The organism is Microvirga terrestris (genome assembly GCF_015694425.1).
GTDB lineage: Bacteria > Pseudomonadota > Alphaproteobacteria > Rhizobiales > Beijerinckiaceae > Microvirga > Microvirga terrestris.
In genome coordinates, this window is sequence record NZ_JADQDN010000002.1 from 375,565 (window position 1) to 402,185 (window position 26,621).

A 26,621-nucleotide genomic window follows, 5' to 3' on the forward strand; every position below is an offset into this window, starting at 1 on the left:
TGGTGTCAGCCGGCCTGTGGGGTGGCACTCAGATTGTGATCCGCGCCCCGACCTCAACGGCCCGGTCCTCTGGGATGCAGTAGTGGTCCGAGGCGTCGCTGGCGGAGCGTGCCATTGGGATGAAGATGTAGTCCTGCCACAGGGGCAACCCGGCCTGAGCCGAGGCTTGCAGCGCCCTCCGCGACAGGAAGAACGAGACGTCGGTGAGGTCGAAACCAGCCTCCTGCAGAGCCTTCGGCACGACTGGGCTTTCCATGAACCCGAAGCGTACTGTCACCCGCGAGAAGCAATCCGAGAGCTTCTCGACGGAGACACGCCCCTCATTCGGGAGGCGCGGCACCTCCTCGGTCACCACCGTCAGGATGACGTTCTGTTCGTGCAGCACCTTGTTGTGCTTCATGTTGTGCAGCAGGGCAGCGGGCACGTCCTGGGCATTGCCCGTCAGAAATATGGCCGTCCCAGGCACCCGCGGGGCCGAGCCGCTCTCCGCAGTGCGGATGAATTCAGGCAGCGGCGGGCGGCCTTGATGCGAGATCTCAGCCAGCAGGCGCGAGCCCTTGCGCCACACCCACATGAGAGTGAACAGCCCCGCGCCGGTCATCAAGGGGAACCAGCCGCCCTGCGGGATCTTGAGCGCGTTCGCTCCGAGAAAGATCAACTCGATGGCGAAGAACGGCGCAATGACCAGGGCAGTGACAATCGGGGACCAACGCCAGAACTTCCAAGCCACGACGAACAGCAGGCACGAGGTGATGACCATGTCACCCGTCACGGCGATGCCGTAGGCCGCCGCCAGATTGCTCGATGTCCTGAAGAACACCACAAGCACGATGACGGCGATAAGCAGTAGCCAGTTGATCATCGGAATGTAGATCTGGCCCTTTTCAGTCTCCGAGGTGCGCAGCACCCGAAAGCGCGGCAATACGCCGAGCTGCATCGCCTGCTGCGAGATTGAGAACGCGCCAGTGATCACCGCCTGACTGGCGATGATCGTGGCGATGGTAGCCAAGATCACCATCGGCAGCAGCGCCCAGGAGGGGTAGAGCAGGAAGAAGGGGTTCTCCAGCATTTCGGGATGGGCCAGCAGCATGGCGCCCTGACCGAGGTAGTTGAGGGCCAGGGCCGGCAGGACATACCCAAGCCAGGCGGTGCGGATCGGTGTCCGACCGAAGTGGCCGAGATCGGCGTAGAGCGCTTCGGCCCCAGTGACCGACAAGAACACTGCGCCAAGCGCGAACAGGCCGGCAGTGCCGTGGTTGACCAGAAAGCTGAGACCATGGAGTGGGTTGATCGCGCCGACGATCCCAGGATCGTCCAGGATGTGCATCAGGCCTCCGACGCCCATGACAGCAAACCAAAAAGCGGTGATCGGCCCGAAGAAGGTTGCCACGCTGGCCGTGCCGAACCGCTGGACGGCAAACAGGCCGATCAGGATCATGAGGCTTATCGGCACCACGTAAGGATCGAAGGCAGGTGTCACAAGCTTGAGGCCCTCAAGCGCCGATAGCACAGAGATCGCCGGTGTGATGATGGCATCGCCATAGAAAAGCGAGGCCCCCACCATACCGAGGATGATGGTGAACCCAGTGCTGTGCCCGAGGGCGCGTTGGGCGAGCGTGACGAGCGAGAGGGTGCCGCCTTCGCCGTTATTGTCGGCGCGCAGAACCAGAACCACATACTTGAGGGTCACAATGATGATCAGCGCCCACAGGATCAGTGAGACCACTCCGACCACCATCTCGCGCGTCAGCGCGGCGTGGCCGGCATGCGCGGTCGCAGCCGCGAGGCTCTCCTTGAGGGCGTAAAGCGGGCTGGTGCCGATATCGCCATACACGACTCCAATGGAGCCGAGGGTCAGCGCCCAGAAGGAGGTTGGGGTCGCATGCCCATGCTCCGCAGGACTAACGCCAACCCGCTCGCTGATCCCAGTTGCAGACATGAACACTCCCAATTCTTCACTAGGGGATCCTTCTCGGTTCAACGTAGCTGCGCGGCGAACGGTTCAGCTTTGACAGATGAAGGATCTCCGGTGTGCAAGTATGGCTTGTGGGTGACCGCAACCATAGAGGGCGCGGCTGCAGGTCTATCGAACCGAGGTCCGAACCGGGCGGAATCGGCTCCAAGGCAAGAAGACTGCCGACGCAGCCCGATCCTATGGGTGCATATACGCCCTGTCAGGGCAGAAGAAGAGAGCCCAATCGTTTCCGAATGGGACAAAGCAGGCGGATCATAGTGTCAAGACCTCCCGTTCTGCTCTCAAGCCTATTTTGTCTTGGCCTGGAGCCCCGGCGATCAGCGCCGCGGAGCCTTTTTGGCAGCTTCCTCCATGCCGCGAGGGTTCTTCTTGACCCCCTCACGGAGCACCTTTGCGGCGGCGTCCTGCTCCTGCTCCGGAGAGGCTGAAACCGGCGCGGTGTCGCCGCGGGCTTCGAGACCTTGATCGTCAGGCTTCCGGCTGCCCGCCTTGGCGGCCGATTTCAGGGAACGCAGAGCCTCGGGCTGTTGACCATCCTGCACGCGGTTAGGCATTGGGCGACCTCCTCCAGGGGCGGCCCAGTGGCCGCCTCCCAAGGCAATTCCCGTCAAGCCGAGGCGTTCCATTCGCGCGGCCCGTAGGAGGCGCGTCAGGCGCGCTCCTCCCAGACTTTCGCGAGTTCGACGATGGTGGTCACCGCCTTCTCCATGTCCTGGCTCGAGACGAATTCCAGCGGGGAATGGAAGGCGTGGCCGCCGGCGAAGATGTTGGCGCAGGGCAGGCCCATGAAGGACAGGCGCGAGCCGTCCGTGCCGCCGCGGATGCTGTCGCGCCGAGGCTCCAGGCCGGCACGCCTGACCGCCTCCACGGCATGCTCGATGATCTCCGGGTGCCGATCGAGCACCTCCTTCATGTTGCGATACTGCTCCTTGACCGTGAAGGTGTGGCTGGAGCCCGGATAGGTCTTCAGCACCTCGCGGGTGATGTTTTCCAGGAGAGCTTCCTTGGACTTGAGGCCTTCTTCCGTGAAGTCGCGGACGATGAAGCTCAAATGCGCCTTTTCCATCACGCCCGAAACGCCGGTCGGATGGATGAAGCCGTCGCGGCCCTTCGTAGTCTCAGGCGCCATGTCCCTCGGCAGGCGCGCGATGATGTCGCCCGCGATCCTGATGGCGTTTTCCATGCGGCCGTAGGCGAGGCCGGGGTGGATCGCCACGCCCTTGATGGCAATTTCCACCGCATCGGCCGAGAAGGTCTCGTCCTCGATGCTGCCGGCGGCTCCGCCGTCCATGGTGTAGCCGAAATCGGCCCCGAGCTTCTTGAAGTCGACCTTGTCGACGCCGCGCCCGATCTCCTCGTCCGTGGTGAAGAGGATGCGGATCGTACCGTGCTTGATGTCCGGGTTGTTGATTAGGAACTCGGCCGCCGCCACGATCTCGGCGACGCCTGCCTTGTCGTCGGCGCCGAGCAGCGTGGTGCCGTCCGACGTGACGATGTCATGGCCGATCATGTCCTTCAGGACCGGATGGTCGGCGACGCGGATGACCCGGGTCGAATCGCCCGGCAGCCGGATGTCACCGCCCTGGTAGTGGCGGATGATCTGCGGCTTGACGTTCGTGCCGGAGAAATCCGGCGCCGTGTCCATATGCGCGCAGAGGCAGATCACCGGCACACTGTTCTTCGGCGTGTTCGACGGGATGGTCCCGTAGACGTAGCCATGCTCATCGAGATGGGCATCCGAGACGCCGATGGACAGGAGCTCATCGACCAGCAGGCGGCCGAGATCCTTTTGCTTCTCGGTGGAGGGCTGGGTCTTGGAGGAGGCGTCGGACTGGGTATCGATGACGACGTAACGGAGGAAACGGTCGGTAACGCTGGCGGCCATAGATTGGAATCCAATTCGCGAAGAGACGATGGACTCTTAGCCGGGAATGATGGCCGCGTGAATGGGGTGCCGGAAAATCCAACCCGATGATTGCCTCACCCCGAATCCGGCGCTCTATGGACCTGGGCCCGCCGTTTCGCCTAACCTGGAGATCGTTCCCGATAGACGAGGGGGTCTCACGGCCCTGGAGGTTTCGATGAAGCGAGCGGACAAAGTCATCATCAGCTGCGCGATTACAGGGTCCATTCACACGCCCAGCATGTCGCCCTACCTGCCGGTGACCCCGCAGCAGATCGCAGAAAGCGCCATCGCGGCCGCAGAAGCCGGTGCCGCAATCCTTCACCTGCATGCACGGGACCCGCAGACCGGCCGTCCGACGCAGAGCCCCGAGGTGTTCAAGCAATTCCTGCCGGCCATCAAGGACGGCAGCAACGCCATCGTGAACATCACCACCGGCGGCGGGCTCGGCATGAGCCTCGACGAGCGCCTCGCGGCGGCGAAATGGGCGCAGCCCGAAATCGCCTCCATGAACATGGGATCGTTCAACTTCAACATTTCCGGCGCCGGCGGGCGCATCGCATCGTTCAAGAACGATTGGGAGAAGCCCTATCTGGACATGACCAAGGACTTCATCCTCTCTAACACCTTTGCGCAGATCGAGCGGGGCATGACCGAACTCGGTGCGCTCGGCACCCGTTTCGAATTCGAGTGCTACGATGTCGGGCACCTCTACAACCTGGCCCACTTCGCCGACCGCGGGCTCGTACAGCCGCCCTTCTTCGTGCAGGCGATCTTCGGGATCCTCGGCGGCATCGGGCCGGAGCCCGAGAACCTCATGCACATGAAGGCGACGGCCGACCGGCTGTTCGGGAACGACTACTATCTCTCCATCCTGGCCGCCGGCCGCCATCAGCTGCCGTTCGTGACCATGGGGGCCATTCTCGGCGGGCATGTGCGCGTGGGCCTGGAGGACAACCTCTATCTGGGCAAGGGCGAGCTCGCGCCGTCGAATGCCGATCAGGTTCGGAAGATCCGCCGCATCCTGGAGGAGCTTTCGCTTACCATCGCAACCCCGGATGATGCGCGCCGCATGCTGCAGACGAAAGGGCCGGAGCACACAGCCTTCTGAAACGATGTGAGAGAACTGCGCCGACGGGATAGCGCTTTTGAGCGGTCTGCTGTCCGCGCGGCCTATTCCTCGGAACGACTCGCGGATTCGCGATCGCGCTCGTAGCGTCTCGTGAGGGGAAACGGCGGCAGCCAGGATTCGCGGCGAACGGTCCAGAGTTCGTAGGTGGGCGTCAGTTGATAAGGAACATCGAGGGAGCCCAGATTCACTTCGATCTCGTCAGCGCTACGTGAGAAAACGGATGAGCCGCAGCGGGGACAGAAGAACCGCCCCGCATAGTCGCGTGTTTCGCCCTCGATCGTCAACGCATCCTGGGGGAAGATTGCAGATGCGTGAAAGAGCGCCCCATGATGCTTGCGGCAGTCGAGGCAGTGACAGAGGCCCACCCGGTAGGGACGCCCTGACGCCACCAGTCGCACATTGCCACACAGGCAGCCGCCGGTGAAACAGTCCATGCTGCGCATCCTCCGAAAACGAGCGGGTGGAATTTATCACAACTGTCAGCGCTGTCATGGCAATTGCCCAGGGCTTCCGCCCGGCTTTCCAATCCCTTGCAGGCATGCCTAAGATGGATGCCCTAATAGGGAGGAAACAACAATGAAGACGCGTTATGTTCTCAGCGCTCTGGCCGCCTTGGCCATGACAGGAGCCGCTCATGCGCAGATTTCGGTCAAGCTCGGGGTCTTGAATGACCGATCCGGCGTCTATTCTGACCTGACCGGCGAAGGCTCAGTGATTGCGGCCCGCATGGCCGCCGAAGACTTCAAGGCCTCCGAGAAGGGCATCAAGGTCGACATCGTGGCGGCCGACCACCAGAACAAACCCGACATCGGCGCCGGCATCGCGCGGCAATGGTACGATCAGGAAGGCGTCGACGTGATCCTCGACGTTCCGACCTCCTCGGTGGCGCTCGCCGTGAACGGCATTGCCCGTGAGAAGAACAAGATCCTGATCAATTCAGGCGGCGGCACTTCGGACCTGACTGGATCGCAATGCTCGCCAAACACCGTTCACTGGACCTACGACACCTGGGCGCTCGCGAACGGCACCGGCGGCGCCATGGTGAAGCGCGGCGGCAACACCTGGTTCTTCGTCACGGCGGACTATGCCTTCGGCCACGCCCTCGAGCGTGACACCTCGGCCCTGGTGGCCAAGGCAGGCGGCAAGGTCGTCGGCACGGTTCGGCATCCCTTCCCGGGTCAGGACTTCGCATCCTTCCTGCTCCAGGCACAATCCTCTGGCGCCAAGGTGATCGGCCTTGCCAATGCGGGCGGCGACTTCACAAATGCGATGAAGCAAGCGGCGGAGTTCGGCATCGTCCAGGGCGGGCAGAGCCTCGCAGGGCTCCTCGTGTTCATTACCGACGTGCATTCGCTCGGCCTTCAGGTGGCACAAGGCCTCGTCATGACCGAAGCCTTCTACTGGGACCAGAACGACCAGACCCGCGCCTGGTCGAAGCGCTTCGCTGAGAAGAACGGCGGCAAGATGCCCACCATGGTCCATGCAGGCGTTTATGCCGGCGCGCTTCATTACCTCAAGGCCGTCGAGGCTCTGAAGGGCAAGGATACCGCGCAGGTGATGGCCAAGATGAAGGAGATGCCCACGGACGATCCGCTCTTCGGCAAGGGCATGATCCGTCAGGATGGCCGCAAGATCCACGACATGTATCTGTTCGAGGTCAAGAAGCCGGCCGAGTCCAAGGGACCTTGGGATCTCTATAAGCAGCTCGCCACAATCCCGGCCGATCAGGCCTTCCGGCCTCTCAACGAAGGCGGTTGCCCGCTCGTGAAGGGCTGATCGCCACGACAACGACAGGGCCGGGTTCGTCCTGGCCTTGTCTCTTTTATGGTGAAGAGACGGAAAGAACCTGCCATGGATTTGGACATTCAAGGTTTGCGCGTTCTCGTGACGGCGGGCGCCGGCGGCATTGGCCTGGAGATTGCCAGAAGCTTCGTCCGCGAGGGCGCGAAGGTGCATGTCTGCGATGTTGACGACGCAGCGCTTGCCTCCCTGGCAGCGAACGATCCCGATGTCACCCGCTCGCGTGCGGACGTTGCGAACCGCCAGGATGTGAGCCGCCTTTTCGACGAGGCTCTCCACGTTCTGGGCGGCCTCGATGTTCTCGTCAACAATGCAGGCATCGCCGGCCCGACCGCGCGGGTGGACGAGGTCGATCCCGAGGATTGGGACCGAACGCTTGCGATCAACATCACAGGGCAGTTCAATTGCGCCCGCTTGGCGGTCCCGCATCTGCGCGAGAGCAGCAATGCCTCCATCGTCAATCTCTCGTCTGCGGCAGGGCGTTTCGGCTTTCCGCTTCGCTCCCCCTACTCCGCTGCGAAATGGGCAGCGGTGGGCTTTACGAAGACGCTTGCCATGGAGCTGGGACCGCTCGGGATCCGCGTCAACGCGATCCTTCCGGGTGTGGTGGAAGGCGAGCGGATCCGCCGCGTGATCGGCAGCAAGGCTGAAGCTCGCGGGGTCAGCTACGAGGAAATGGAGAGCGAGTTCCTCCGGCACGTTTCCTTGGGAACCGCCGTCACCCCGCAGCAGATTGCCGATCAGATCGTGTTCCTGTGCTCGCCGCGCGGGCGAACGATCTCGGGTCAGGCTATTGCCATCGACGGGGATACCCAGTCCCTCGCGTGACAGGGACAGGACCGGAGATGTTCGATTCGTCCAATCTCCTGCTTGCTTTATCCATTGGCCGCCCGTGTATCCTTGTTCATCCTGTGCCATAAGACAGCAAGAAGAACCAGGGAGGACCAACGATGCACCGCAGAACGCTTATCCTGGCCGCAGGCGCCGCCGCGCTCGTGACCGCCATATCGGGCGCGCAGGCGCAGGAGACGATCAAGGTCGGCCTGATCCTGCCGCTGACCGGTCCCTTCACGGCCATCGGGCGCCAAGTCGAAATGGGCGCCAGGCTCTACATGCAGCAGAAGGGCAATACGGTCTCGGGCAAGACCCTCGAGTTGCTCGTCAAGGACGATGGCGGCGTGGCGGACGCGACGAAGCGGACGGCCCAGGATCTCATCGTCAACGAGAAGGTCAACGTGCTCGCGGGCTTCGGCCTCACCCCGCTGGCGCTTGCCACAGCGCCGCTTGCCACGCAGGCCAAAGTTCCCCAAGTCGTCATGGCGGCGGGCACGGCGACGATCACGGAGGCCTCGCCGTTCATCACGCGCACCAGCTTCACCCTGCCTCAGGCGACCGAGCCGATGGCGGATTGGGCCGCCAAGAACGGCATCAAGAAAGTTGTGACGCTCGTCTCGGATTACGGTCCGGGCATCGATTCCGAGAAAGCCTTCTCGGGTGTGTTCACCAAGGCCGGGGGCCAGGTGGAGAACCTGCGGGTGCCGCTGGCGAACCCAGACTTCTCGCCCTTCCTGCAGAAGGTGGCCGACGCTAAGCCCGACGCGCTCTTCGTCTTCGTGCCCGCAGGCCAGGGCGCGCAGTTCATGAAGCAGTTCGTGGAGCGCGGCTTCGACAAGAGCGGTATCAAGCTCATTGGACCTGGCGACGTGACGGACGACGAAGTGCTCAACGGCATGGGCGATGCAGCCTTAGGGGCCATCACCACTCACCACTACTCAGTCGCGCATGACAGCCCTGAGAACAAGGCGTTCGTGGAAGCCTTCAAGAAGGCGAACCCGAACATGCGCCCGAACTTCATGGCGGTAGGCGGCTATGATGGCATGCACCTGATCTACGAAGGCCTGAAGAAGACCAACGGCCAAGGCGGTCAGGCGCTGATCGATGCCATGAAGGGCATGAGCTGGACCAGCCCGCGCGGGCCTGTCTCGATCGACCCGCAGACCCGCGACATCGTGCAGAACATCTATGTGCGGAAAGTGGAGCGCAAGGACGGGGAGCTCTACAATGTGGAGTTCGCCACGATCCCGAACGTCAAGGATCCGGTCAAAGCCGCCAAGGCTAACTGATCACAACAGGAAGCGCCGCATCTGTTGCGGCGCTTCTCGCATAGGTCCTCATAAGATCGCAGCTTCAGGTGAGCGGCGCATCCACGATGCACACGACGCCGGTGGCCGGGAATACGATCTGGGCCGTGCCATCAAGGTCCTGTGACAGGCTTCGCTCGATCAGCCGCGATCCGAAGCCCCGCCGCAACGGCGACCGCACAGTGGGGCCTCCGCTTTCCTCCCACTTGAGATGCAAGCGTGGCCCGCTCTCGCCTTGTTGCACGCCCCAGGCAATCCTGATCACCCCCGCCTCGTTGGACAAAGCTCCGTACTTGACCGCATTGGTGGCCAGTTCCTGCAGCGCCATGGCGAGCGCCAGGGCCATGCGCGGGGGCACGCGGACCCTTGCGCCTTCAAGATGCAGGCGATCCTCGCCACGGCTCGAATAGGGCGCCACGGCCTGTTCGACGATGTCATACAGGTCCGCGCTTTCCCAGTTCTCGCGGGTGAGAACGTCATGGGCGCGGGACAGGGCGAACAGGCGGGCTTCCAGCGCCTCCTTGGCCTGCGCGGTCGAGTTCGCATTGCGCAGCGTCTGCGATGCCACGGACTGCACGGTGGCCAGGGTGTTCTTCACCCGATGGTTCAGCTCGTTGATGAGAAGCTGCTGATGCTCCTCGGCGATCCGGCGGTCATGGATGTCGATGGAAACGCCGAACCAGCGCACAATCTCACCGGTCCGTGGATCGCAATAGGGCTCTGCGCGCACGAGAAACCAGCGATACTCCCCGGCCTTCGAGCGGATTCGATGCTCGACCTCGAAGATGCTCTGGTTTCGACGAGCATCCTCGAAAGCGTGCATCGTGGCGGCCTGATCATCGGAATGAACGAAGTCCGAAGCGACTTGGGTCGCACTGTCAGGCTTCTCGGTCGCGCCGGTGTATTCGAACCATTGACGGTTGAAGAACTCGGTCTTTCCTTCGGCGTCGGTGACCCAGACGATCTGCGGCACTGCATCGGCCATGAGCCGCAGGCGCTCCTCGCTCTCCCGCAGACGCTCCTCGGCCTCTACCTGCTCGGTGACGTCGCCGTAAAATACCGCCAAGCCCTCGCCAACCGGGTAGGCGTGCATGGCGATCCAGCTCACCCGCCCGTGAGGCCAGGCATAGCGGTGTTTCATTTGGACAGGCGTCCCGGTCGCCATGGCCTGCCTGAACATCTCGCCAAGAGCCGGATCGGCATCCGGGTGGGCCTCCCAATGAGTCTTGCCGATTACCTCCTGTCGAGGCCGACCTTCGAGGCGCAGCGCTTCCGCATTCATGTCGATGATGCGGAAATCCCGATCCATGAGCGCTAGGCTTTCTCCCATGCCGTCGAGCACCCCGCGCAGGCGGGTTTCGCTGTCGCGCAGGGCGGCCTCCATGGTGATCCGATCGGTGGTCTCCACCACGATGGCCAGCACGCCCCCGGGCTGACCGCTTTCATCGATCACAGGGCTGTAGTCGAGGTTCATCCACACCTGCTCGGGCACGCCCTTGCGGTAGAGGGTCAACTCCTGATCCCGGAACGACAGGGTACCGCCCGCCATGCCGACCTTCATGACATGGGCGTTGAAATCGGCGACCTCCGGCCAGCCCTCCAGCACGTTCGACCCGAGAAGCCGCGGGTGGCGCCCTGCGGCGAAGACCGAGTAGGGATCGTTGTAGATCATCACCCCATGCCCGCCCCACAGCAGAACCATCGGGATCGGGGAACGAAGCATCAGGCCGACGGTCGTCCTCAGGCTCTGTGGCCAGTCCGAAATTGCCCCGATAGGCGTGCTGGCCCAGTCGTAATGGCGGATCAGCGCGCCCGTCTCGCCGCCATCCCGGAGGAAATCGGGGTGATGCGGGGTTCTAATGTCCATCACCCCGACCTTTCGTCCGAACAGCCTCGGTCCGGAGGATGCGTCCACCCGCCAGGGAAACCTCCTGCAGCTCAGCTTGGCTGAGTCCGCAATGAGCTGAAAGCCCCGCTCCTACGTAGATTGGGGTTGGAAGCCCTGGAATGACACACACATCCAGAACGGGTCGAAAAGGCATGGGCACTGTCTGGCTTGGAATGGCGACGCTTTGATGTTTTGTAGCGTCCTCATCGCCGGCGGCAATGGGGCCAGCGGCATGGCCTTGACGCAGGCGCCGTTGCGCGCCCGGCAGGCGCAGAGCCGTGCCGGAGATTCATGCCCTTAGCGGGCGCGGGATCGCAGGGCTTTTGGCCCTACCGCACGGTGACCTGACCTTTGATCTTCTCAAAGACCGTGCGACGCACAATCTTCCTCTTCACAAGATCGTCAACGGATCTGTAAGGCCGGTGCTTGATGATGGCGCGACCGAGGGCGCCTGCGCCCTTCAAGGAATTCAGTTGCTCGACAGAGGCCCGATTGAGATCGACCAGATCAGCGACCGGGCCCAGAGGGGAAGCGGGCACCGCGAGGCTCGCATGTTTGGCCACGGCACCCGTCATGTCGATATCGGCGGGAGGGGCTGACACCGTTGACTCCAGAGCAGCGGAAGCCTGTTCGCCGGCGAGCGGCAACAGATCGGTTGCCATGGGAGCAGAGACAATGTCCTGCGGGCCGGACGCGGGCAAGTAGGAAGCCTCCACTCGTGAGCTTGAGGTCGCCATGGAGGTGGCAGGATCCGCATCGGCCACCTGCACGCGTTCGTCCCGATGCGGCACTTCCACCAGCTGCTTCTCGCCTGCCAGGATCTGCGGCGGCGCGGCGGTAATCATGCCGCCCGCGGGGGCACTGGTACCGGCGGAGAGCCACAAGGCCAGCGATCCGCCAGCCATCAGGCCAGCCACAAGGAGAATGCGCAACGCTTGAAAGGCTGCGTTGTCGTGCTGTTCGTGGGGATGACGGGTTCGTGACAAATTGCCAATCTGCATGGGGTCCTCACACCTTTACTCGTGGTGGATGCTCCACTCTTGATGAGCGTGCATGCGGCAATCGGGGTTCGTCTCGCCGCATGCAATGCTAGGGCTAGAGGCGGGTTGTGGCGCAGACGTGGCAATCTCGCCGAATCTGATCGGATCAACGGCAATTACAGGATAGGTGCAGGATTTTCTGCAGGACGTCACCCTTTCGGGCAACGTCATCACCTTTCGAAGCGATGTCCTCAGACATTGCGCACACGTGCGGGTGCGCCTAAGGCACATTCGAGGATAGCCCGGTCCCAACGTCCTGAATCCGCTGCCGCTGCGTAGGTGGAAGTCAGGAAATCGAGCAGCATCGCATCGGGATTGGGCGCTTGCCGCAGAACATCGTAGCGCAGGATGAACTCACCAAGAGCAGGATCGAACTCCGCGCCCGCCGGTAGTGCCGCATCGCGAAAACCCGGCGGCTCGGGGTATGCGTAAGAATAGAAAGCGGCCTGAGGATAAGCATCGCTGCCGGGCCAGAATCCCGCACTTGAAACCTCGTGGGAATAGGCCTCACGGGTAACCGCGTCCGGCAGGCCGGGCACCCCACCGGGGTGATGCGGCGCCTCGCGGCCGGAAAAGCGCGTGACCGCAAGATCGAAGCTGCCCCAGAAGAAGTGCACCGGCGAGACCTTGCCCAGGAAACCGCTGCGGAACAGCTTGAACACCTTGTCGGCCTGCACCAGCACGCGCCAGAAGCGATGAGCGGCATCGGCATCATAGGACGCATGTTCGTGATCTTCCGAGAAGCGGACGGGATTTTGCACCTCATTCGGCATCTCGTTGATCGAGACCCTGATGCCGATATCGTTCAGAAGGTTGGCAAGATCTGCGTAGAACGCCGCGACGCTCTGCGGCCGCAGCGGCAGCATGCGCTCGTCACCGCGGCTGGTGCGCACGAGGAGGCGATGAGCGATGAAGTCGAACTCGATCTCCAGGATCTCGCGGCCGACAGGCATGGGCGAGGTGCTCAGGCCCCGTGCGGAGACGTAGAGCGGCACGTGCCAACCGTGATTGAGCCAGGGTGTAAGCGCGAGCCGGATCTTGCCAACGATCTGCGTCCAGAGCTGCAGGGTCGCGGCCGTGTCACGCCAGGCAGGATAGGAGAGTTCAGGCCAGCTGCCGTCATCCATAAAACACCTCCGGGCCGAGCGGGATCGTGGATGAGGACTATAACCGGAAGATCGCAGGCTGGACAGGGCAGCCTGCGATCAGAGCATTCAGGCAGCCGGGCGCAAACCTGTGAGGGTCGCCGGGATCTCGATGTCGACCTCCAGGGTCGACACGGAGGCACCACGATCCATCTTGATCTGCACCTTGTCCTGCGGCACTGCCAAGTGCTTGGCGATCACCGCCATGATCTCCTCGCGCAGGATCGCCACGAGATCGGACTCGCCGCCTCCGACGATGGTGCGCTCATGCGCCAGCAGGACCTGAAGACGCTCGCGGGCCACCGGAGCAGAGGTGGTGTTCTTCTTGAAGAAGTTGAACAGGTTCATGCGGCCCTCCTGGCGAACAACTTGCTGAGCAGACCACGCTGCTTCTGCACCTCGACGATGGTTTCGCCCTGCAGCTTGCGCACGGCTTCGAGATAAGCGCGCGCCGGCGCGGAGTTCGGGCTGCCGAGCGTTACCGGTGCGCCAAGGTTGGAGGAGCGCAGCACTTCGGTGCTTTCAGGAATGATGGCGAGAAGCGGGATCGATAGAATGTCGAGCACGTCCTCGACTTTCAGGATCTCGCCGCGCTGTGCGCGGGCCGCGTCATAGCGGGTGAGAAGGAGATGCTTCTCCACCTGCTCGCCGTTCTCCGCTTTCAGCGTCTTGGAATCGAGCATGCCGATGATGCGGTCGGAATCGCGGATGGAGGAAACTTCCGGATTGGTCACGACGACGGCGACATCCGCATGGCGCATGGCGAGCGTTGCGCCGCGCTCGATGCCGGCCGGGCTGTCGCAGATGATCCAGTCGAATTTTTCACGCAGGTCTTCGATGACGCGGGCAACGCCCTCGTCGGTGAGGTTGTCCTTGTCGCGGGTCTGGGAGGCCGGCAGCAGATGCAGGGTTTCCACGCGCTTGTCGCGGATCAGCGCCTTGTCGATCGTCGCATCGCCCTTGATGACGTTGATCAGATCATACACCACCCGCCGCTCGGCGCCCATGATCAGATCGAGATTGCGCAGACCGACATCGAAATCGATCATCGCCACCTTCTGTCCCGACTGGGCCAGCGCCGCGCCCAGGGCCGCTGTGGAAGTCGTCTTGCCGACCCCTCCCTTGCCCGATGTCACCACAAGAACTTTCGCCATCCTTGGTTCTCCTACCCTTCAGACCTGTTGTTGCGACGGCATCACCAGCAGGTTCTCCAGAAAACCGCAGAACATGTTCGGAGAGCGGAGGCGGATCGAGCTGTCGCGATTTCTACGCAACGGAATGAATCCATTCGGCGCCCGTTATGGTTACCGGACGGTTAAGATTTCGGGCAAAAGGATAGATTTTTGGCGGAAAACCAAGGTTTTGTCGCAGTTGGACGAAGGGTTTCTCAGCCGGCGCTCCGATACTGGACCCTTCCCAGGGAGATGCCCTCAGATCACGAAAAAATCCTTTGCCGTGAGAGCCAGACCTTTTTTAAGCAGGGCGAACTCCACAGCCTTGAACTTTGCCCCGGATCCGTCCGCATCATAGGATAGAACGCCCTTGCTCGTGTTATAGATCAGGTAGTCGTTCTTGTCCTTGGCATGGCTTCCGATGGTGAAGAACCCCTCTTTCAAGGCCTTGGGCTTGGATGCGGTACCGGCGCCGAGCTTCTTGAACACGGCATTGTCGAGCCGGATGGTGTCGTCTTTGACGCTGAAATCGGTGATTTTATCGAAGTTTACCAGTCGGTCGGTTCTCCACGTGCCGAGTTCTTTGTCGAACACGAAGACATCCTGACCCGTTCCGCCGGACAATGTGTCGTTACCCAATCCGCCGCTGAGCATGTCACGCCCGGCTTTGCCATAGAGTCGGTCGGCACCGACTTCACCATAGAGCTTGTCGCGGCCGCCTCCGCCGGTGGCACGGTCATCGCCCGTGCCCCCATAGGTCACGTCGTTCCCGGAGCCCCCGTCGATGATGTCCTTGCCGTCACCGCCGTAGAGCGCGTCATTGGCCCCTGCGCCCAGGATGGTGTCGTCCCCGAGATCTCCTGCCAGCAGGTTACGACGGGAATCGCCAATCAGAAGGCGATTGATCTCGATGTCGAGACTTTGGCTCACCAGCGCCGATCTGTTGCCGGCTCCATCCTCGGCAATGACCGAGATGCTGTTGCGACCATGGAGGTTGAGCGCTGGAGCGCCGGAGGTGGGCGTCGCAATGCCGAGATCGATGCTCCACGAACCGGCTGCGGCAACGGTCTTGTAAGTCGCGCCGTTAACCGTCAACGTAACGGTTGCACCATTCTCGGCTGTTCCTGTGATGAGAGGCGTCGCGTCCCAGGTCCAGGATCCGGACGTAATAGAAATCGTCGGAACGACGGTATCGATGGTGATCGTCGTCGTGTTCGAATTGGCACTGACATTGCCGTCAGGGTCTTTCGCTTGAGCGCGGAACGTATGTGCCCCTTCACCAAGATCAATTGTTGACGTTATGCTCCAGTGGCCACTGGCATCTGTCGTCGTCGTGCCGATTGCTGCGTCGTTGGCATAGACCGTAATCGTGGTGCCTGGCTCTGCTGAGCCTACGATGACAGGCTTGGGGTTGTTCGTGATATTGCTCCCGGGATGCGTGAAAATCACCGGTGGAGCCGGAGGCGCGAAGCTCGTAGCCCAGGCCTCAGCCATCTCGAATGTCTGTGTCGTCATCTGTGTCACCTGCCAGCGCTTAAGGCCGTCTCCTGCCTCTCGAAACAAACCCTGCAACCTTGGTTCGCCGGGAATCTGCCAGGAAAAGTCCGTGAGGCGTGCTGGCCCTGTCAATGTATAGGAGCATATTTTCTTATTGGTCCGGGCGCATTTTGTAGGGGTGTTGCAATTCAGCTTGCCGCGCTTGATGGCCGTCCAGTCATTCCTCTGGAACTCCATCAAGGATCCAGAGCTGGATCCGACAACCGTTTGATCAGTCGCGCTCCGTCACCCTCGATATGCGGCGGCTCCACCATCTGGCCCTTTACCAGAAACCGGAACCGAGCCTGACGCGAGAAGCCCGCGTCTCTGGGGTCCGCGGGCTTCTCTGAATCGGTCTTTTCGGCACAGGCAGGAAAAAGGAAAAGCGTCTCCCGCTTGTCCCCAAGCTTGCTTTACACGCCGCCCCTCTTCAGCCCACCCGTATCCGCGCCGCCCGTCTGGGCGCCTCCGGTGCCAATAGAGCCTGTGGAAACCGCAGGCCCGCCGGCCGGCAGAGTTCCGCCTGGCTGCAGAGGCGTCGAGAGGCCGGAAGGAGCCCGGGGCGGGTTGGCCGAGGAGAACCAGTTGTCGTCGGAAGGGCTGCCACCGGCCGTCGGCGGGGATCCGCTGCCTGCGCCGTGCAGCAGAGCATCATCGGCCTGCGACGCGCCCTGCCCCGGCTGACCGCTCATCCGACCGGCGGCGCTGGTTGCCGAGGTGGAACCGGAATACGTCCGGACCCCGGAAGCATCCTGTCCCATGCTGCCACGGCGGGAGCCCTCAAGGCTGCGGTCGATGACGCCGCTCTCGAGCGGGAATGGCGGCTGCGGACGGCGCGGCGCCGGCTGCATGGGCCGGCTCCGTCCGGAGCCTATGGACCTGGACCGGTTCATGCTCCACAGCAGGGCTCCGGCCCCAACAGCCAGCACACCGGCGAGCGCACCGAAGACGGTGCCGGTGGGCAGGCCGTAGCGGCTCGGCATCATCGCCTGCGGCATGTGCCAGCGGCTGGCCTCGTAGGCCGCGATGCGCTCGCGCTCATAATCCCGCTGCAGGCTCTTGAGCTCGCTTGGAGAAAAGACGCCGCGGGCGACGATCATCACGCCGTTCTCCTCCAGGGTGAAGGCGTGGCGGATGGAGCCGGTCAGGTCCTTGAAATCCACGGCCCAATCGTGGCTGTCCTTGTTCGGCCGCGCGGCCAGCTCGTCGAGCTGCCGGAGGATTTCATCCTGCTTGCGCTCCAGATCGGCCACATAGCCGGCGGTGCGTTCATGATGGGCCAGAGCGGGGTAAAGCACGTTCTGCTGCGCCGCGATGTGTCGCTCCAGCTCGTCCTGGAGGTCGTCGAAAAGCTCGGAGCGGCTGTTCGGGCCGGTGGCCGTGGCTCGCAGCACCTCGCGGCAGAGCTCCTCGATATTCGCATGATCCGACACGACCATTTGCCATAGGTCCATGGGAAGCCTCCTCTTGAGCCTTTGCCTCGATCAGGATGAACGGCTTGGGCGGACGGCTGTTCCGACGGGAGCATTCCTTTGAGAAAGGCGTCATGGGAGCCGCGGGTCCGCAATCCCCTACTGACAAGGCTTCTCTGAAATTGCTATGCAAAGGCCAAGGCGGCATCCGGCCATTGTGGGGCGTGATGCCGCGAGCGGGAAACCCTGAGGAGCATGGGAATTGATGAACGCACAAGCACAGCAGGACGCCCTTCGCTCCATCCTGCCAGGGCTTCCCACCTATGAAGATGTCGCAGCGGCGGCGCAGCGCATCGAGGGAATTGCCCATCGCACGCCTGTTCTCACCTCCCGTACCGCCGACGAGCGTACGGGCGGTCGGCTGTTCTTCAAGGCGGAGAACTTTCAGCGTGCCGGCGCCTTCAAATTTCGGGGAGCCTATAACGCCATCGCGCGGCTGTCGCCGGGGGCGAAGAAGCGCGGCGTGGTCGCCTTCTCGTCCGGCAACCACGCCCAGGCCATCGCCTATGCCGGCCAGCTTCAGGGGGTGCCGACCGTCATCATCATGCCGCAGGACGCACCGGCCATGAAGGTGGCGGCCACCAAAGGCTATGGCGGCGAGGTCGTGCTCTACGACCGCTACACGGAGGACCGCGAGGCTATTGGGCGCAAGCTCTCGGAAGAGCGCGGCCTCACCCTCATCCCGCCCTACGATCATGAGGACGTGATCGCCGGCCAGGGCACGGCCGCCAAGGAGCTGTTCGAGGAGGTTGGCCCTCTCGACATGCTGTTCGTCTGCACCGGCGGCGGCGGCCTGCTGGCAGGCTCGGCGCTCGCTGCCAGGGCGCTCTCGCCCGAGTGCCGCATCTATGGCGTCGAGCCGGAGGCGGGCAACGATGCGCAGCAATCGTTCCGCTCAGGTTCCATCGTCAAGATCCCGGTGCCCTCCACCATCGCCGACGGGGCGCAGACCACTTATGTGGGATCCAAGACCTTCCCGATCATGCGCGCGCTCGTCGATGACATTCTCACCGTGTCCGATGCGCAGCTCATCGACACCATGCGCTTCTTCATCGAGCGCATGAAGATTGTCGTGGAGCCCACCGGTTGCCTGTCAGCGGCCGCGGCCTTGAACGGACCCGTGTCGTGCAAGAACAAACGCGTCGGCATCATCATCAGCGGGGGCAACGTGGATCCGCAGGCTTTGGCGGGTTTTCTCGCTGGTTGATTCCTACCGCCCTGCCCGCACCACCACAGCCATGCCGTCGTGATCGCCCGTGGTGAGCTTTGGATCATCGATGAGCGCGTTGCCGAGATTGACGAAGCCGCTCACATTGTAGGCCGTGCTGCGATCGAGCCTCTGCGTGAAATCGTCCCGCGCCCGGTTGAACGAGCCGTATTGATGCGGCGGATCGCGGAACGGGTCGACCTCCTCGCGGCTGAATGCGCCAGTGAACACATAGGCCTGTCCAAAAACATGCGGACCGAAGATCCGGCCGTGATTGTTGCTCACTTCGAAAATGTCGTTGGACAAGGCATCATCCCGGCCCTGCGGCAGCTGTGCGTGGAGCTGTGTGCCGATGAAGCCCTGATAGCCTGCCGAATGTCCGAACCGCACGGGATAGCCGGCGCGAGCGGCAGCGGCGAGCAATCTCGCCTTTGCTTCCTCGGCGCTTGAAGCGACCTCATCCACAATAATGACGTTGATCGGCTCGCGCAGGTTCTTGCCGCGGACAATCTCGCCCAGCCAGTCTGACGGAACACCTTGCGACGTCAGCATCCATTTGCCGATGACGGGAAAGCCTTCGGGTGTCGCGACATCGGCGCTTTGCTGCGCCAGAGCCCATAGTGGCGCCGTCAGCACGGAGCAAAGAACAAGCATTCGGAAGCGGCTGCGTCCCATTCGCTCTCCTGATGCCGAGTTTCCTCGACGTTCAAGAGAGCATGATCACGACAGGAAGGCTATGGGTTTTCAGGATGAGGCTTTAACCGCCAGGACAGCGTAACGATGCTGCGTGGCGCGCTCGAGCCCTTTGAGCAGCGGCAGGTTCTTCGCCTGCTGCCGATGGATAGGTTTGAGGTCATGATCGATGATGACCTCAGCAAAGCCTGCCTCGCGCAACAGGGCTGCCACGTCCTTCGCCCGCGCTCCCTTCGAGAAATACACGCGCTTTAGGATGCGCTCATGAGTTTCGCGCATGCCGTTGGGAGCATGCGAAGTCCCGGCAAGCCCTGGCACAAGCTTCTCGATGAAGCGGATCATGCGCTTCACCAGTGTGTCCGACACGAAGTCGCCATCGACGATGAGAAGCCGCCCACCGGGCTTCAACAAGGAGTGCCATTCGCGGAAAGCTGCCTTCGGGTCGACCAGCGTCCACACCAGATGCCGCGTGACGAGCACGTCGTAGCTCTCCGGCTTTTCCAGAGTGTGCTCGGCATCGCCCATGACGAAGCGGATATCCGCGCCGCGTCGGGCCGCCTTCGCGCGCGCCTGGTTCAGCATCGCCTCCGACCAATCGAGCCCGGTGACGTTAAAGCCGAGACCGTGCAGCAGATGAGAAATCACGCCGGTACCGCTTGCCAGATCGAGCGCCCGGCGTCCTTCTCCCGGTCCAAGATGGCGCAGGAACAGGTCGCGCCATGCCTGCCGCTCACCTTCCGAGAAGATCTCGTGCCCTACCTGCTCGTCGAAGGTTGCCGCGCGTGCCGACCAGTAGTCGCGGATTTCGTCCCGGAGCGTGTAATTCGCATTCATGAGAAGCTCGTGGTGAAGATGAATTCCGGCGCTCCTCTAAAAGCAAATTTCGATAACGTCAAACTGGAATAATTGTAAACTGCAGAATAGAATTATTTTAATCTGTCGTTCTACTTATTTTAACTAGAGTAATTCTAAAAGATAACGCTTGCATGCCCTGGTGATCGAACCTAGGAGAAGCCCGCTTTCTCAAATGCTGCGAGGCGCATCATGCAACTCTCCAAACTGGTCTTCGGTGCCGCCCTGGCGCTCGTCGGGCTCCTGCCCGTTTCCTCTCATGCCGCCGACAAGATCACCGTGACGGACATCACTGGCCGCAAGGTCGAGGTGAAGGCGCCGGTCGAGAAGGTTATTCTCGGCGAAGGCCGGCAGATGTATTTCGTCGCCACCCTCGACACGGATCAGCCATTCAAGCGCGTCGTCGGCTGGCGCGACGACCTGCAGAAGGCTGATCTCGACGGCTACAAGGATTACCTCGCCAAGTATCCGCAGATCGAGAAGATCCCGACTTTCGGCGGCTTCAAAGAAGGCACTTTCGATGTGGAGCAGGCGGTCTCGTTGAAGCCCGACGTGATCCTCCTCAACATCGAGGCCAAGACCGCCACCGACGACGCCAAGCTCATCGAGAAGCTCGCCAAGATCGACATCCCGGTGGTGTTCGTCGACTTCCGTGAGAAGCCCTTCGAGAACACCGATGCCAGCATGCGCCTCATCGGCAAGCTGTTCGGCAAGGAAGCGCGCGCCGAGGAGTTCATCGCGTTCCGGAAAGCACAGATCGACCTCGTGACCGAGCGCCTCGCCAAGGCCAATCCCGCCAAGCCCCTGGTGATGGTGGAGCGTGCCGGCGGCTATTCGGACGATTGCTGCATGTCGTTCGGCACCGAAAACTTCGGCAAATTCGTGGAAGTGGCCGGCGGCCAGAACATGGCTGCCAAGATCATTCCCGGCACCTTCGGCGTCGTGAACCCCGAGCAGATCATCGCGGCCAATCCCGACCACGTGATCGTCACCGGCTCGAACTGGGAGCTTTATGTGCCCGGCGGTGCCTGGGTCGGCGTCGGCTCCGGCGCGGACAAGGCGAAGGCCCGCACCAAGCTTGCAGGCCTGATGAAGCGCCCGGCCTATACCGGCGTGAAGGCGGTCAAGGACAACAAGGTCCACGCGATCTGGCACCAGTTCTACAACAGCCCCTATCAGTTCATTGCCATCCAGGCGATGGCCAAGTGGCTACATCCGGACCTGTTCAAGGATGTGGAACCAGACGCCACCATGAAGACGCTCTACGAGCGCTTCCTGCCCGTGCCCTACAAGACCGGCTACTGGGTCTCCCTCAGCGACAAGGAATAAGGCTCTTGGCCCATTCTCCTGCCATCGCCATGCCTAAAGGACGCGGTGCCTACCGCGTCCTCGTGCAGCGCAAGAAGCTCGTGCTTCTTGCGCTTAGCCTGGTTCTCGTTCTCTCCGTCATTGCCGATCTGGGCTTAGGTCCCGCGCGCTACTCCATGCATGAGGTCGTGCTGGCCCTGATGGGTTCGCCGGAGGTCTCGCAGCAGATCAGCGTCGTGATCTGGGACATCCGCATGCCGGTGGCGCTCATGGCGGTGGTCGTCGGCGCGGCGCTGTCCGCGGCTGGCGCGCAGATGCAGACGATCCTCAACAATCCGCTCGCTAGCCCCTTTACCCTCGGCATCTCGGCGGCCGCGAGCTTCGGCGCTTCCGTCGCGCTCGTGTTCGGCATCGGCTTCCTGCCCTGGGCCATCGACTACATCGTGTCGATCAACGCGCTGCTCATGGCGATGGCGGCGGCCCTGTTCATCCATTTCATGAGCCAGAAGCGCGGCGTGACCGTCGAGACCATCGTGCTCCTCGGCATCACCCTCGTCTTCACGTTCAACGCGCTTCTCGCGCTGGTGCAGTATCTCGCATCGGAACAGGCGTTGTCCGCCGTCGTGTTCTGGACCATGGGCAGCCTCACCCGCGCCACATGGCCCAAACTTGCCATTACCACGGCGGTGGTTGCGGTTTCACTTCCACTCTTCATGCGCCGGGCCTGGGCGCTTACCGCGTTGCGGCTTGGCGACGACAAGGCGGCGAGCTTCGGCGTCAATGTGCGCTGGGTCAGGCTCGAGACCATGATGGTCATCAGCCTGCTCGCCGCCGTGCCCGTGGCGTTCGTCGGCACCATCGGCTTCATCGGGTTGGTCGGCCCGCACATCGCCCGCATGCTGGTGGGCGAGGATCAGCGCTATTTCCTTCCGGCCTCCGTGCTGTCCGGTGCCGCCATCCTGTCGCTCACCTCCGTCATCAGCAAGTCCATCGTGCCCGGCACGATCTTTCCCATCGGCATCATCACGGCGCTGGTCGGTGTGCCGTTCCTCTTCAGCCTGATTATGTCCACCCGGAGGCGCGCATGGTAGTGACCCTGCAAATGACCGACGTCGGCGTCCGCTACGGCAAGCAGGACGTGCTCTCCGGCGTCACCACGCCGGTGCTGAAGGGCGGTGAGGTCACAGCGGTGATCGGACCGAACGCCGCCGGCAAGTCGAGCCTGTTCCGGCGCATCGCCGGCCTGCTCGACGGGCCGGGCGACATCCGCATCGACGACATCGCATTGCGGCCTGGCCCGAGCCCTGTCTGCTACATGCCGCAGGACACCTCGGTGAACACGGTACTGACCGTCTACGAGTCGGTGCTCCTCGCCCGCAAGCAGGGCACGCCGCGCAAGGTGACCGACGAGGATCTCCAGGAGGTCGACCGCACTCTGTTCAACCTGCGGCTCGAGGAAATCCTGTTCAAGGGGTTGAACGAACTCAGCGGCGGCCAGCGGCAGCTCGTCTCCTTGGCCCAGGTGCTCGTACGCGAGCCGAAGATCCTCCTGCTCGATGAGCCGACGAGCGCCCTCGACCTGCACCGGCAGGTGGAGGTGCTGGCGCTCATTCGCTCGCTCGCCCGGGAACGCGGGATCTGCGTGGTGCTCGCCATCCACGATCTCAACCAGGTGTTGCGCGTCGCCGACCGGGTCATGGTGATCGATTCCGGCACCATGGTGAATTGCGGTCCGGTGGAGACGGTGATCACTCCAACCCTCCTGCAGAACATCTATCGGGTGGATGGACGGATCGAGCGCTGCTCGCGCCTGTGCCCGCACGTGATTATCGACGGACCGCTCGAACTTGCGTGAGGTAAGGCGCCATCGGGTCAATCCATCGTCACATCGTCATGCAGATGGGCATCGGATAGCCTCACACCAGCTCGCCAGCCTATAACGGGACCCTTCGAACCATGGAATCCCGCGCATGAGCCTTGGACTGCCTGAACGTCGATCGGACGAGCGCTTCCCCACCATGCTGGAAGGGTGGATCCGGGACACGAAGAGCAGGGCGCGCATCGGCTGTTCCGTGTGGGACCTGTCGCAGTCGGGCGTCCGGCTGGTGATTGCCGGCTCTGCCGAAATTCCCTTGGAATTCGAGCTCGAGATCCCTGAGGCGGGCGCAGCAGCCACGACACGGCTGGTGTGGACGGACGGAACGCATTACGGGGCACGCTTTACCAGTTGAACCGCAGACCCAGTCAACGCTCTCTTCACCCCTTCATGCCATGGTGTCCGGCATGACCTACTCCCGCGATACCGAAGCCGTCTCCGAACTCACCGGCCAGCCCGTTAGCACCTGGTCCGAGGAGTGGCGAATCGAGACCGAGGCCCGAACCCTGCTGAAGATGTCCAAGGCCGAAAGGGACGCGTTCTTCAACGGCAGGAAAGATGCGGATGGAAAGACGGTCGACCGTGGAGTGATCGGCATCCGGGGACTGAAGGCGGCCGAGGAGATCAAGGCCACCATGGATCGCCTTCAGGACGTTCGCGGGAAAAGGAGTTGAGACAAATAGATGCCTCTCTAGGGCATCATGGATTCAGGACGTATAAGTCTTTGTAAGTCAGTTTCAGGTTCGCATCGATCTTGGCGAACTCGACGGCCGCTCGTGAACCGCTTCCATCTGGATCGTAGTACACGGAGCCTGTGCCCTTGTTATAGATGATGCGGTCGTTCGCATCGTGTGCCGACTCCCCCGTCCAGAAGGCGCTCGACCTCATATCCCGATCGGAAACACCAACCCCCTTGAAGACATTAGGTGTCAGAATAATCGTGTCATGTCTCACACTGAAATCCGTGATCGTATCGACATTGGAACTCGACAGTGCCTGATTGAACACAAAAACATCATTTCCGCCGTGACCGGTCAGCATGTTGCGCCCGGCTCCGCCGAGAATCAAGTCGTTGCCGCTGCCGCCCCAGATCGTGTCGTTGCCTGTGTCGCCAAAGATCACATCATGGCCTCGGTTTCCCTGGATCCAGTCATTCCCGCCACGCCCTTCGATTTGATCGGCACCGCTACTTCCGTAGATCTCATCGCGACTTGCGGTTCCAAGGGTGTCCCCATTTGCGTAAATCGTTGCCATAGTCGGCGCCTCCCATCGGCTGCAACAAAGTGAATGCCCGTCTTTTGCTCACCCCTTCTCTGGAGGTGAAGCAGATTAACGTCACTCGATACTAGTTATAACATATGGGAATATATGGCGTGCGCCAACATACACGGCGACTACTAGGAAGATCAGCACTATCTAAGGAGTGAGTGCAGAAGGTCGCATCGACCGCAAGTAACGGACCAGATTCCTAATAACAGAAATGGAAAGGGCCGCGCCCAGCCTGTTGTTTGACTGTGTTCGCGACCCTTATGACCGTATTTGCCCCTACGGTTAATCTGGGATAAACCATCAACTCTGTCCGCGCAAGGCCGAATAGTTCGCAAATAAACGATCCTTTGCGTCAGAATAGCGCGCCTCTTCTCTTGACATGCTCAATTGGCGCCGTTTTTCGTCACAATTTAGCCCGATTACTCTACGAATAGAGAGGTTCACGACCCTCATTTTGCCCCTACGGGTCGGACCTTGAAGCGCCCCTCCAAGAGCGGGCGCTTCCTTTTTGGGGCCTATCTCTGATTCGCGGCCTTCCGGGACACGAGGCGATCAGGATGCGCCCTGCGGGGCGAAGAAGCAGATGATGGCCCGGGTTGTGGGCTCCTCGCAGAGGTGGAACTTGGCGTCCGGCGACATCTTGGCATACTCGCGGTCGATGAGGCGTCCATCCCAAAGCCGCCAGCCTTCGGCGGTTTCCGTTACCGTCTCGCCCTGGGCCTCGGTCAGTTCACGGCAATCGTGATCGTCGCAGCACCAAGTTGGATACCAATCATGGGCGAAGGCCGGCGAGGCGAATAGATAAGCCGCTGCAACTAAGGTTCGCCCCTTCACCGATGCCATTCAGGACAAGCCTTTCCCGAGGACGTGCCGCGATCGACTAGCTTACCCGTGATCTTGGAGCGCACGGAATGGCGCGTCCAGTCCTGCCGCAGCGGCAGGTCCGCTCCGTGTGAAGGCCTATTCCTGGCTCTTGAGGTACGGCTCGACCTTGCCCTTGAGCTTGATGGTCATCGGGTTGCCGAAGCGGTCCTTCGCATTTCCGGCTGTGACCCGGACCCAGCCTTCGCTGACGCAATACTCGTCCACATTGGTCTTCTCGGCTCCGTTGAAACGGATGCCGATCCCCTTCGCCAGCAGCTCCTCGTCGTAATAGGGGCTGTCCGGGTTCGAAGCCAGGCGGTCGGGAAGCGTAGCGGTCATACGAGGGTCTCTCCATGCAGGATCGTTCAGGGGCGGCAACCTACCGCCTCAGAGGCCGAAAGCCAATTCCGGCTAGCCCAACGTGACAATCCTGCGGCAATGTCCTACTTTCGTTGTAAGCCCCAACGGCAGGACGATAATCCGCGCGTAAGCGGAAGAAACCAGGGAGAGAAAGATTTGTCGGCAGCGACGGATGGGATTCACACCGATTTTTCCGACGGCATGAGCTATGGAGATTATCTCCGGCTCGATACCCTCCTCTCCGCCCAGTCCCCCCTGACCGCCGAGCACGACGAGCTTCTCTTCATCACCATCCACCAAGTGATGGAGCTGTGGCTGAAGCTCCTGAACCGGGAGCTCGACACGGCGCTGGCCCATATCCGGGCTGACCAGCTCCAGCCGGCCTTCAAATGCACAGCCCGAATCAACCGCATCCAGGAGCAGCTGATCCAGGCATGGACCGTGCTCTCCACCATGACGCCTTCGGACTATCTCAGCTTCCGCCCGGCGCTCGGCAAATCTTCCGGCTTCCAGTCCTGGCAGTATCGGCTTGTCGAATTCAAGCTCGGCGCCAAGGACGCGGTGAAGATGGCACCGCACAAGCACAGGAGCGACCTCGCGGAGCAGCTCGAGGCCGCCTATCACGCACCGGGCCTCTACGACGAGGCCTTACGCCTGCTGGCACGGCGCGGCTATGACGTTCCCCTCGAGGTTCTGGATCGGGACGTGACGCAACCCTACACGGCGCATCCAGGCGTCGAGGCGATCTGGGAGGAGATCTACCGCCATTCTGGTGAGCACTTCGACCTCTACGAACTCGCCGAGGAGTTGGTCGATCTCGAGGATGCGTTCCAGCAATGGCGCTTCCGGCACATGAAGACCGTCGAGCGCATCATCGGCATGCGCAGCGGCACCGGCGGCAGCAGCGGGGTCAGCTACCTGCGCAAGGCGCTGGAAAAATACTTCTTCCCTGAACTCTGGTCCGTGCGCGGCAAGCTTTAATCAGGTT

At 62.0% G+C, this 26,621-nt stretch carries 27 protein-coding genes; 11 read left to right on the top strand and 16 right to left on the bottom strand.

Annotated elements, in window-relative coordinates; all coding sequences use genetic code 11:
* Positions 1-28 precede the first annotated feature (28 nt).
* From I2H36_RS05920 to pepT, 3 genes are all read right to left on the bottom strand, one after another.
* Entirely contained in the window at positions 29-1,924 is a 1,896-nt protein-coding gene (locus tag I2H36_RS05920) for a potassium transporter Kup (protein WP_425523282.1), read from the bottom strand.
* A 368-nt stretch (positions 1,925-2,292) separates the two neighbouring features.
* Positions 2,293-2,529 carry a hypothetical protein gene (locus I2H36_RS05925; RefSeq protein ID WP_196262940.1) on the bottom strand — a complete coding sequence of 79 codons (237 nt, stop codon included), beginning with the start codon at positions 2,527-2,529 and terminating at the stop codon, positions 2,293-2,295.
* Positions 2,530-2,624: 95 nt separating this feature from the next.
* Positions 2,625-3,860, bottom strand: coding sequence for a peptidase T (gene pepT / locus I2H36_RS05930; RefSeq protein ID WP_196262941.1), 1,236 nt, complete (start codon positions 3,858-3,860; stop codon positions 2,625-2,627).
* Positions 3,861-4,056: 196 nt separating this feature from the next.
* Here pepT and kce point away from each other — a divergent pair, with 196 nt between their 5' ends.
* Positions 4,057-4,989, top strand: coding sequence for a 3,5-dioxohexanoate:acetyl-CoA acetone transferase (gene kce, locus I2H36_RS05935; RefSeq protein WP_196262942.1), 933 nt, complete (start codon positions 4,057-4,059; stop codon positions 4,987-4,989).
* A 62-nt stretch (positions 4,990-5,051) separates the two neighbouring features.
* On the opposite strand, the gene I2H36_RS05940 is transcribed toward kce, so the two are convergent.
* A complete protein-coding gene (locus tag I2H36_RS05940) occupies positions 5,052-5,444 on the bottom strand; it encodes a GFA family protein (RefSeq protein ID WP_196262943.1) in 393 nt (130 codons plus the stop codon).
* A 142-nt stretch (positions 5,445-5,586) separates the two neighbouring features.
* Between I2H36_RS05940 and I2H36_RS05945 the strand changes: the two genes are divergently transcribed.
* From I2H36_RS05945 to I2H36_RS05955, 3 genes are all read left to right on the top strand, one after another.
* Positions 5,587-6,786: an ABC transporter substrate-binding protein gene (locus tag I2H36_RS05945; protein ID WP_196262944.1), complete on the top strand. Its 1,200-nt coding sequence runs from the start codon at positions 5,587-5,589 to the stop codon at positions 6,784-6,786.
* A 75-nt stretch (positions 6,787-6,861) separates the two neighbouring features.
* Positions 6,862-7,638 carry an SDR family oxidoreductase gene (locus I2H36_RS05950; protein WP_196262945.1) on the top strand — a complete coding sequence of 259 codons (777 nt, stop codon included), beginning with the start codon at positions 6,862-6,864 and terminating at the stop codon, positions 7,636-7,638.
* 122 nt (positions 7,639-7,760) lie between these two features.
* Complete coding sequence (locus I2H36_RS05955; RefSeq protein WP_196262946.1) at positions 7,761-8,933, top strand: ABC transporter substrate-binding protein; 1,173 nt, start codon at positions 7,761-7,763, stop codon at positions 8,931-8,933.
* 64 nt (positions 8,934-8,997) lie between these two features.
* Here I2H36_RS05955 and I2H36_RS05960 read toward each other — a convergent pair whose 3' ends face one another.
* The 7 genes from I2H36_RS05960 to I2H36_RS05990 form a co-directional block, all read right to left on the bottom strand.
* Complete coding sequence (locus I2H36_RS05960) at positions 8,998-10,818, bottom strand: PAS domain-containing sensor histidine kinase (RefSeq protein ID WP_196262947.1); 1,821 nt, start codon at positions 10,816-10,818, stop codon at positions 8,998-9,000.
* 350 nt (positions 10,819-11,168) lie between these two features.
* Entirely contained in the window at positions 11,169-11,840 is a 672-nt protein-coding gene (locus tag I2H36_RS05965; RefSeq protein ID WP_246718668.1) for a ComEA family DNA-binding protein, read from the bottom strand.
* A gap of 230 nt (positions 11,841-12,070) precedes the next feature.
* Positions 12,071-13,006 (bottom strand): DUF5996 family protein, encoded by a 936-nt coding sequence (locus I2H36_RS05970; protein ID WP_196262948.1) that lies wholly within the window; start codon positions 13,004-13,006, stop codon positions 12,071-12,073.
* Between the two features lie 87 nt (positions 13,007-13,093).
* On the bottom strand, positions 13,094-13,372 hold the full coding sequence (gene minE, locus I2H36_RS05975; RefSeq protein ID WP_196262949.1) for a cell division topological specificity factor MinE: 279 nt from the start codon (positions 13,370-13,372) through the stop codon (positions 13,094-13,096).
* On the bottom strand, positions 13,369-14,178 hold the full coding sequence (minD, locus tag I2H36_RS05980) for a septum site-determining protein MinD (protein ID WP_196262950.1): 810 nt from the start codon (positions 14,176-14,178) through the stop codon (positions 13,369-13,371). Before minD ends, minE begins: the two co-directional genes overlap by 4 nt.
* A gap of 276 nt (positions 14,179-14,454) precedes the next feature.
* The gene (locus tag I2H36_RS05985; protein WP_196262951.1) at positions 14,455-15,711 is read right to left on the bottom strand and encodes an Ig-like domain-containing protein; all 1,257 of its coding nucleotides are present in this window, start codon (positions 15,709-15,711) and stop codon (positions 14,455-14,457) included.
* A 434-nt stretch (positions 15,712-16,145) separates the two neighbouring features.
* The gene (locus tag I2H36_RS05990; RefSeq protein ID WP_196262952.1) at positions 16,146-17,186 is read right to left on the bottom strand and encodes a hemerythrin domain-containing protein; all 1,041 of its coding nucleotides are present in this window, start codon (positions 17,184-17,186) and stop codon (positions 16,146-16,148) included.
* 223 nt (positions 17,187-17,409) lie between these two features.
* Between I2H36_RS05990 and I2H36_RS05995 the strand changes: the two genes are divergently transcribed.
* Entirely contained in the window at positions 17,410-18,411 is a 1,002-nt protein-coding gene (locus I2H36_RS05995) for a threo-3-hydroxy-L-aspartate ammonia-lyase (protein ID WP_196262953.1), read from the top strand.
* A gap of 3 nt (positions 18,412-18,414) precedes the next feature.
* Here the strand turns inward: I2H36_RS05995 and I2H36_RS06000 are convergent, their stop codons facing one another.
* Together I2H36_RS06000 and I2H36_RS06005 are read right to left on the bottom strand one after the other, a co-directional pair.
* Entirely contained in the window at positions 18,415-19,086 is a 672-nt protein-coding gene (locus I2H36_RS06000; RefSeq protein WP_196262954.1) for a hypothetical protein, read from the bottom strand.
* Between the two features lie 69 nt (positions 19,087-19,155).
* A complete protein-coding gene (locus tag I2H36_RS06005) occupies positions 19,156-19,938 on the bottom strand; it encodes a class I SAM-dependent methyltransferase (RefSeq protein WP_196262955.1) in 783 nt (260 codons plus the stop codon).
* 210 nt (positions 19,939-20,148) lie between these two features.
* Here I2H36_RS06005 and I2H36_RS06010 point away from each other — a divergent pair, with 210 nt between their 5' ends.
* From I2H36_RS06010 to I2H36_RS06030, 5 genes are all read left to right on the top strand, one after another.
* Positions 20,149-21,285, top strand: a complete 1,137-nt coding sequence (locus tag I2H36_RS06010) for an ABC transporter substrate-binding protein (RefSeq protein WP_196262956.1) — start codon at positions 20,149-20,151, stop codon at positions 21,283-21,285.
* Positions 21,286-21,314: 29 nt separating this feature from the next.
* Complete coding sequence (locus tag I2H36_RS06015; RefSeq protein WP_425523283.1) at positions 21,315-22,355, top strand: FecCD family ABC transporter permease; 1,041 nt, start codon at positions 21,315-21,317, stop codon at positions 22,353-22,355.
* Entirely contained in the window at positions 22,349-23,119 is a 771-nt protein-coding gene (locus I2H36_RS06020; protein WP_196262958.1) for an ABC transporter ATP-binding protein, read from the top strand. The genes I2H36_RS06015 and I2H36_RS06020 overlap by 7 nt, the downstream gene beginning before the upstream one ends.
* 115 nt (positions 23,120-23,234) lie before the next feature.
* Positions 23,235-23,495, top strand: a complete 261-nt coding sequence (locus tag I2H36_RS06025; RefSeq protein WP_196262959.1) for a PilZ domain-containing protein — start codon at positions 23,235-23,237, stop codon at positions 23,493-23,495.
* A gap of 52 nt (positions 23,496-23,547) precedes the next feature.
* Positions 23,548-23,814 carry a DUF7696 family protein gene (locus tag I2H36_RS06030; protein WP_196262960.1) on the top strand — a complete coding sequence of 89 codons (267 nt, stop codon included), beginning with the start codon at positions 23,548-23,550 and terminating at the stop codon, positions 23,812-23,814.
* Between the two features lie 25 nt (positions 23,815-23,839).
* Here I2H36_RS06030 and I2H36_RS06035 read toward each other — a convergent pair whose 3' ends face one another.
* The 3 genes from I2H36_RS06035 to I2H36_RS06045 all read right to left on the bottom strand — a co-directional run bounded on the left by I2H36_RS06035 (position 23,840) and on the right by I2H36_RS06045 (position 25,612).
* The gene (locus I2H36_RS06035; RefSeq protein WP_196262961.1) at positions 23,840-24,394 is read right to left on the bottom strand and encodes a calcium-binding protein; all 555 of its coding nucleotides are present in this window, start codon (positions 24,392-24,394) and stop codon (positions 23,840-23,842) included.
* Positions 24,395-24,961: 567 nt separating this feature from the next.
* Positions 24,962-25,252, bottom strand: coding sequence for a hypothetical protein (locus I2H36_RS06040; protein ID WP_196262962.1), 291 nt, complete (start codon positions 25,250-25,252; stop codon positions 24,962-24,964).
* 117 nt (positions 25,253-25,369) lie between these two features.
* A complete protein-coding gene (locus I2H36_RS06045) occupies positions 25,370-25,612 on the bottom strand; it encodes a DUF3297 family protein (RefSeq protein WP_196262963.1) in 243 nt (80 codons plus the stop codon).
* 177 nt (positions 25,613-25,789) lie between these two features.
* On the opposite strand from I2H36_RS06045, the gene kynA reads away from it, so the two are divergent.
* Positions 25,790-26,614 carry a tryptophan 2,3-dioxygenase gene (kynA, locus tag I2H36_RS06050; protein WP_196262964.1) on the top strand — a complete coding sequence of 275 codons (825 nt, stop codon included), beginning with the start codon at positions 25,790-25,792 and terminating at the stop codon, positions 26,612-26,614.
* Positions 26,615-26,621 lie beyond the last annotated feature (7 nt).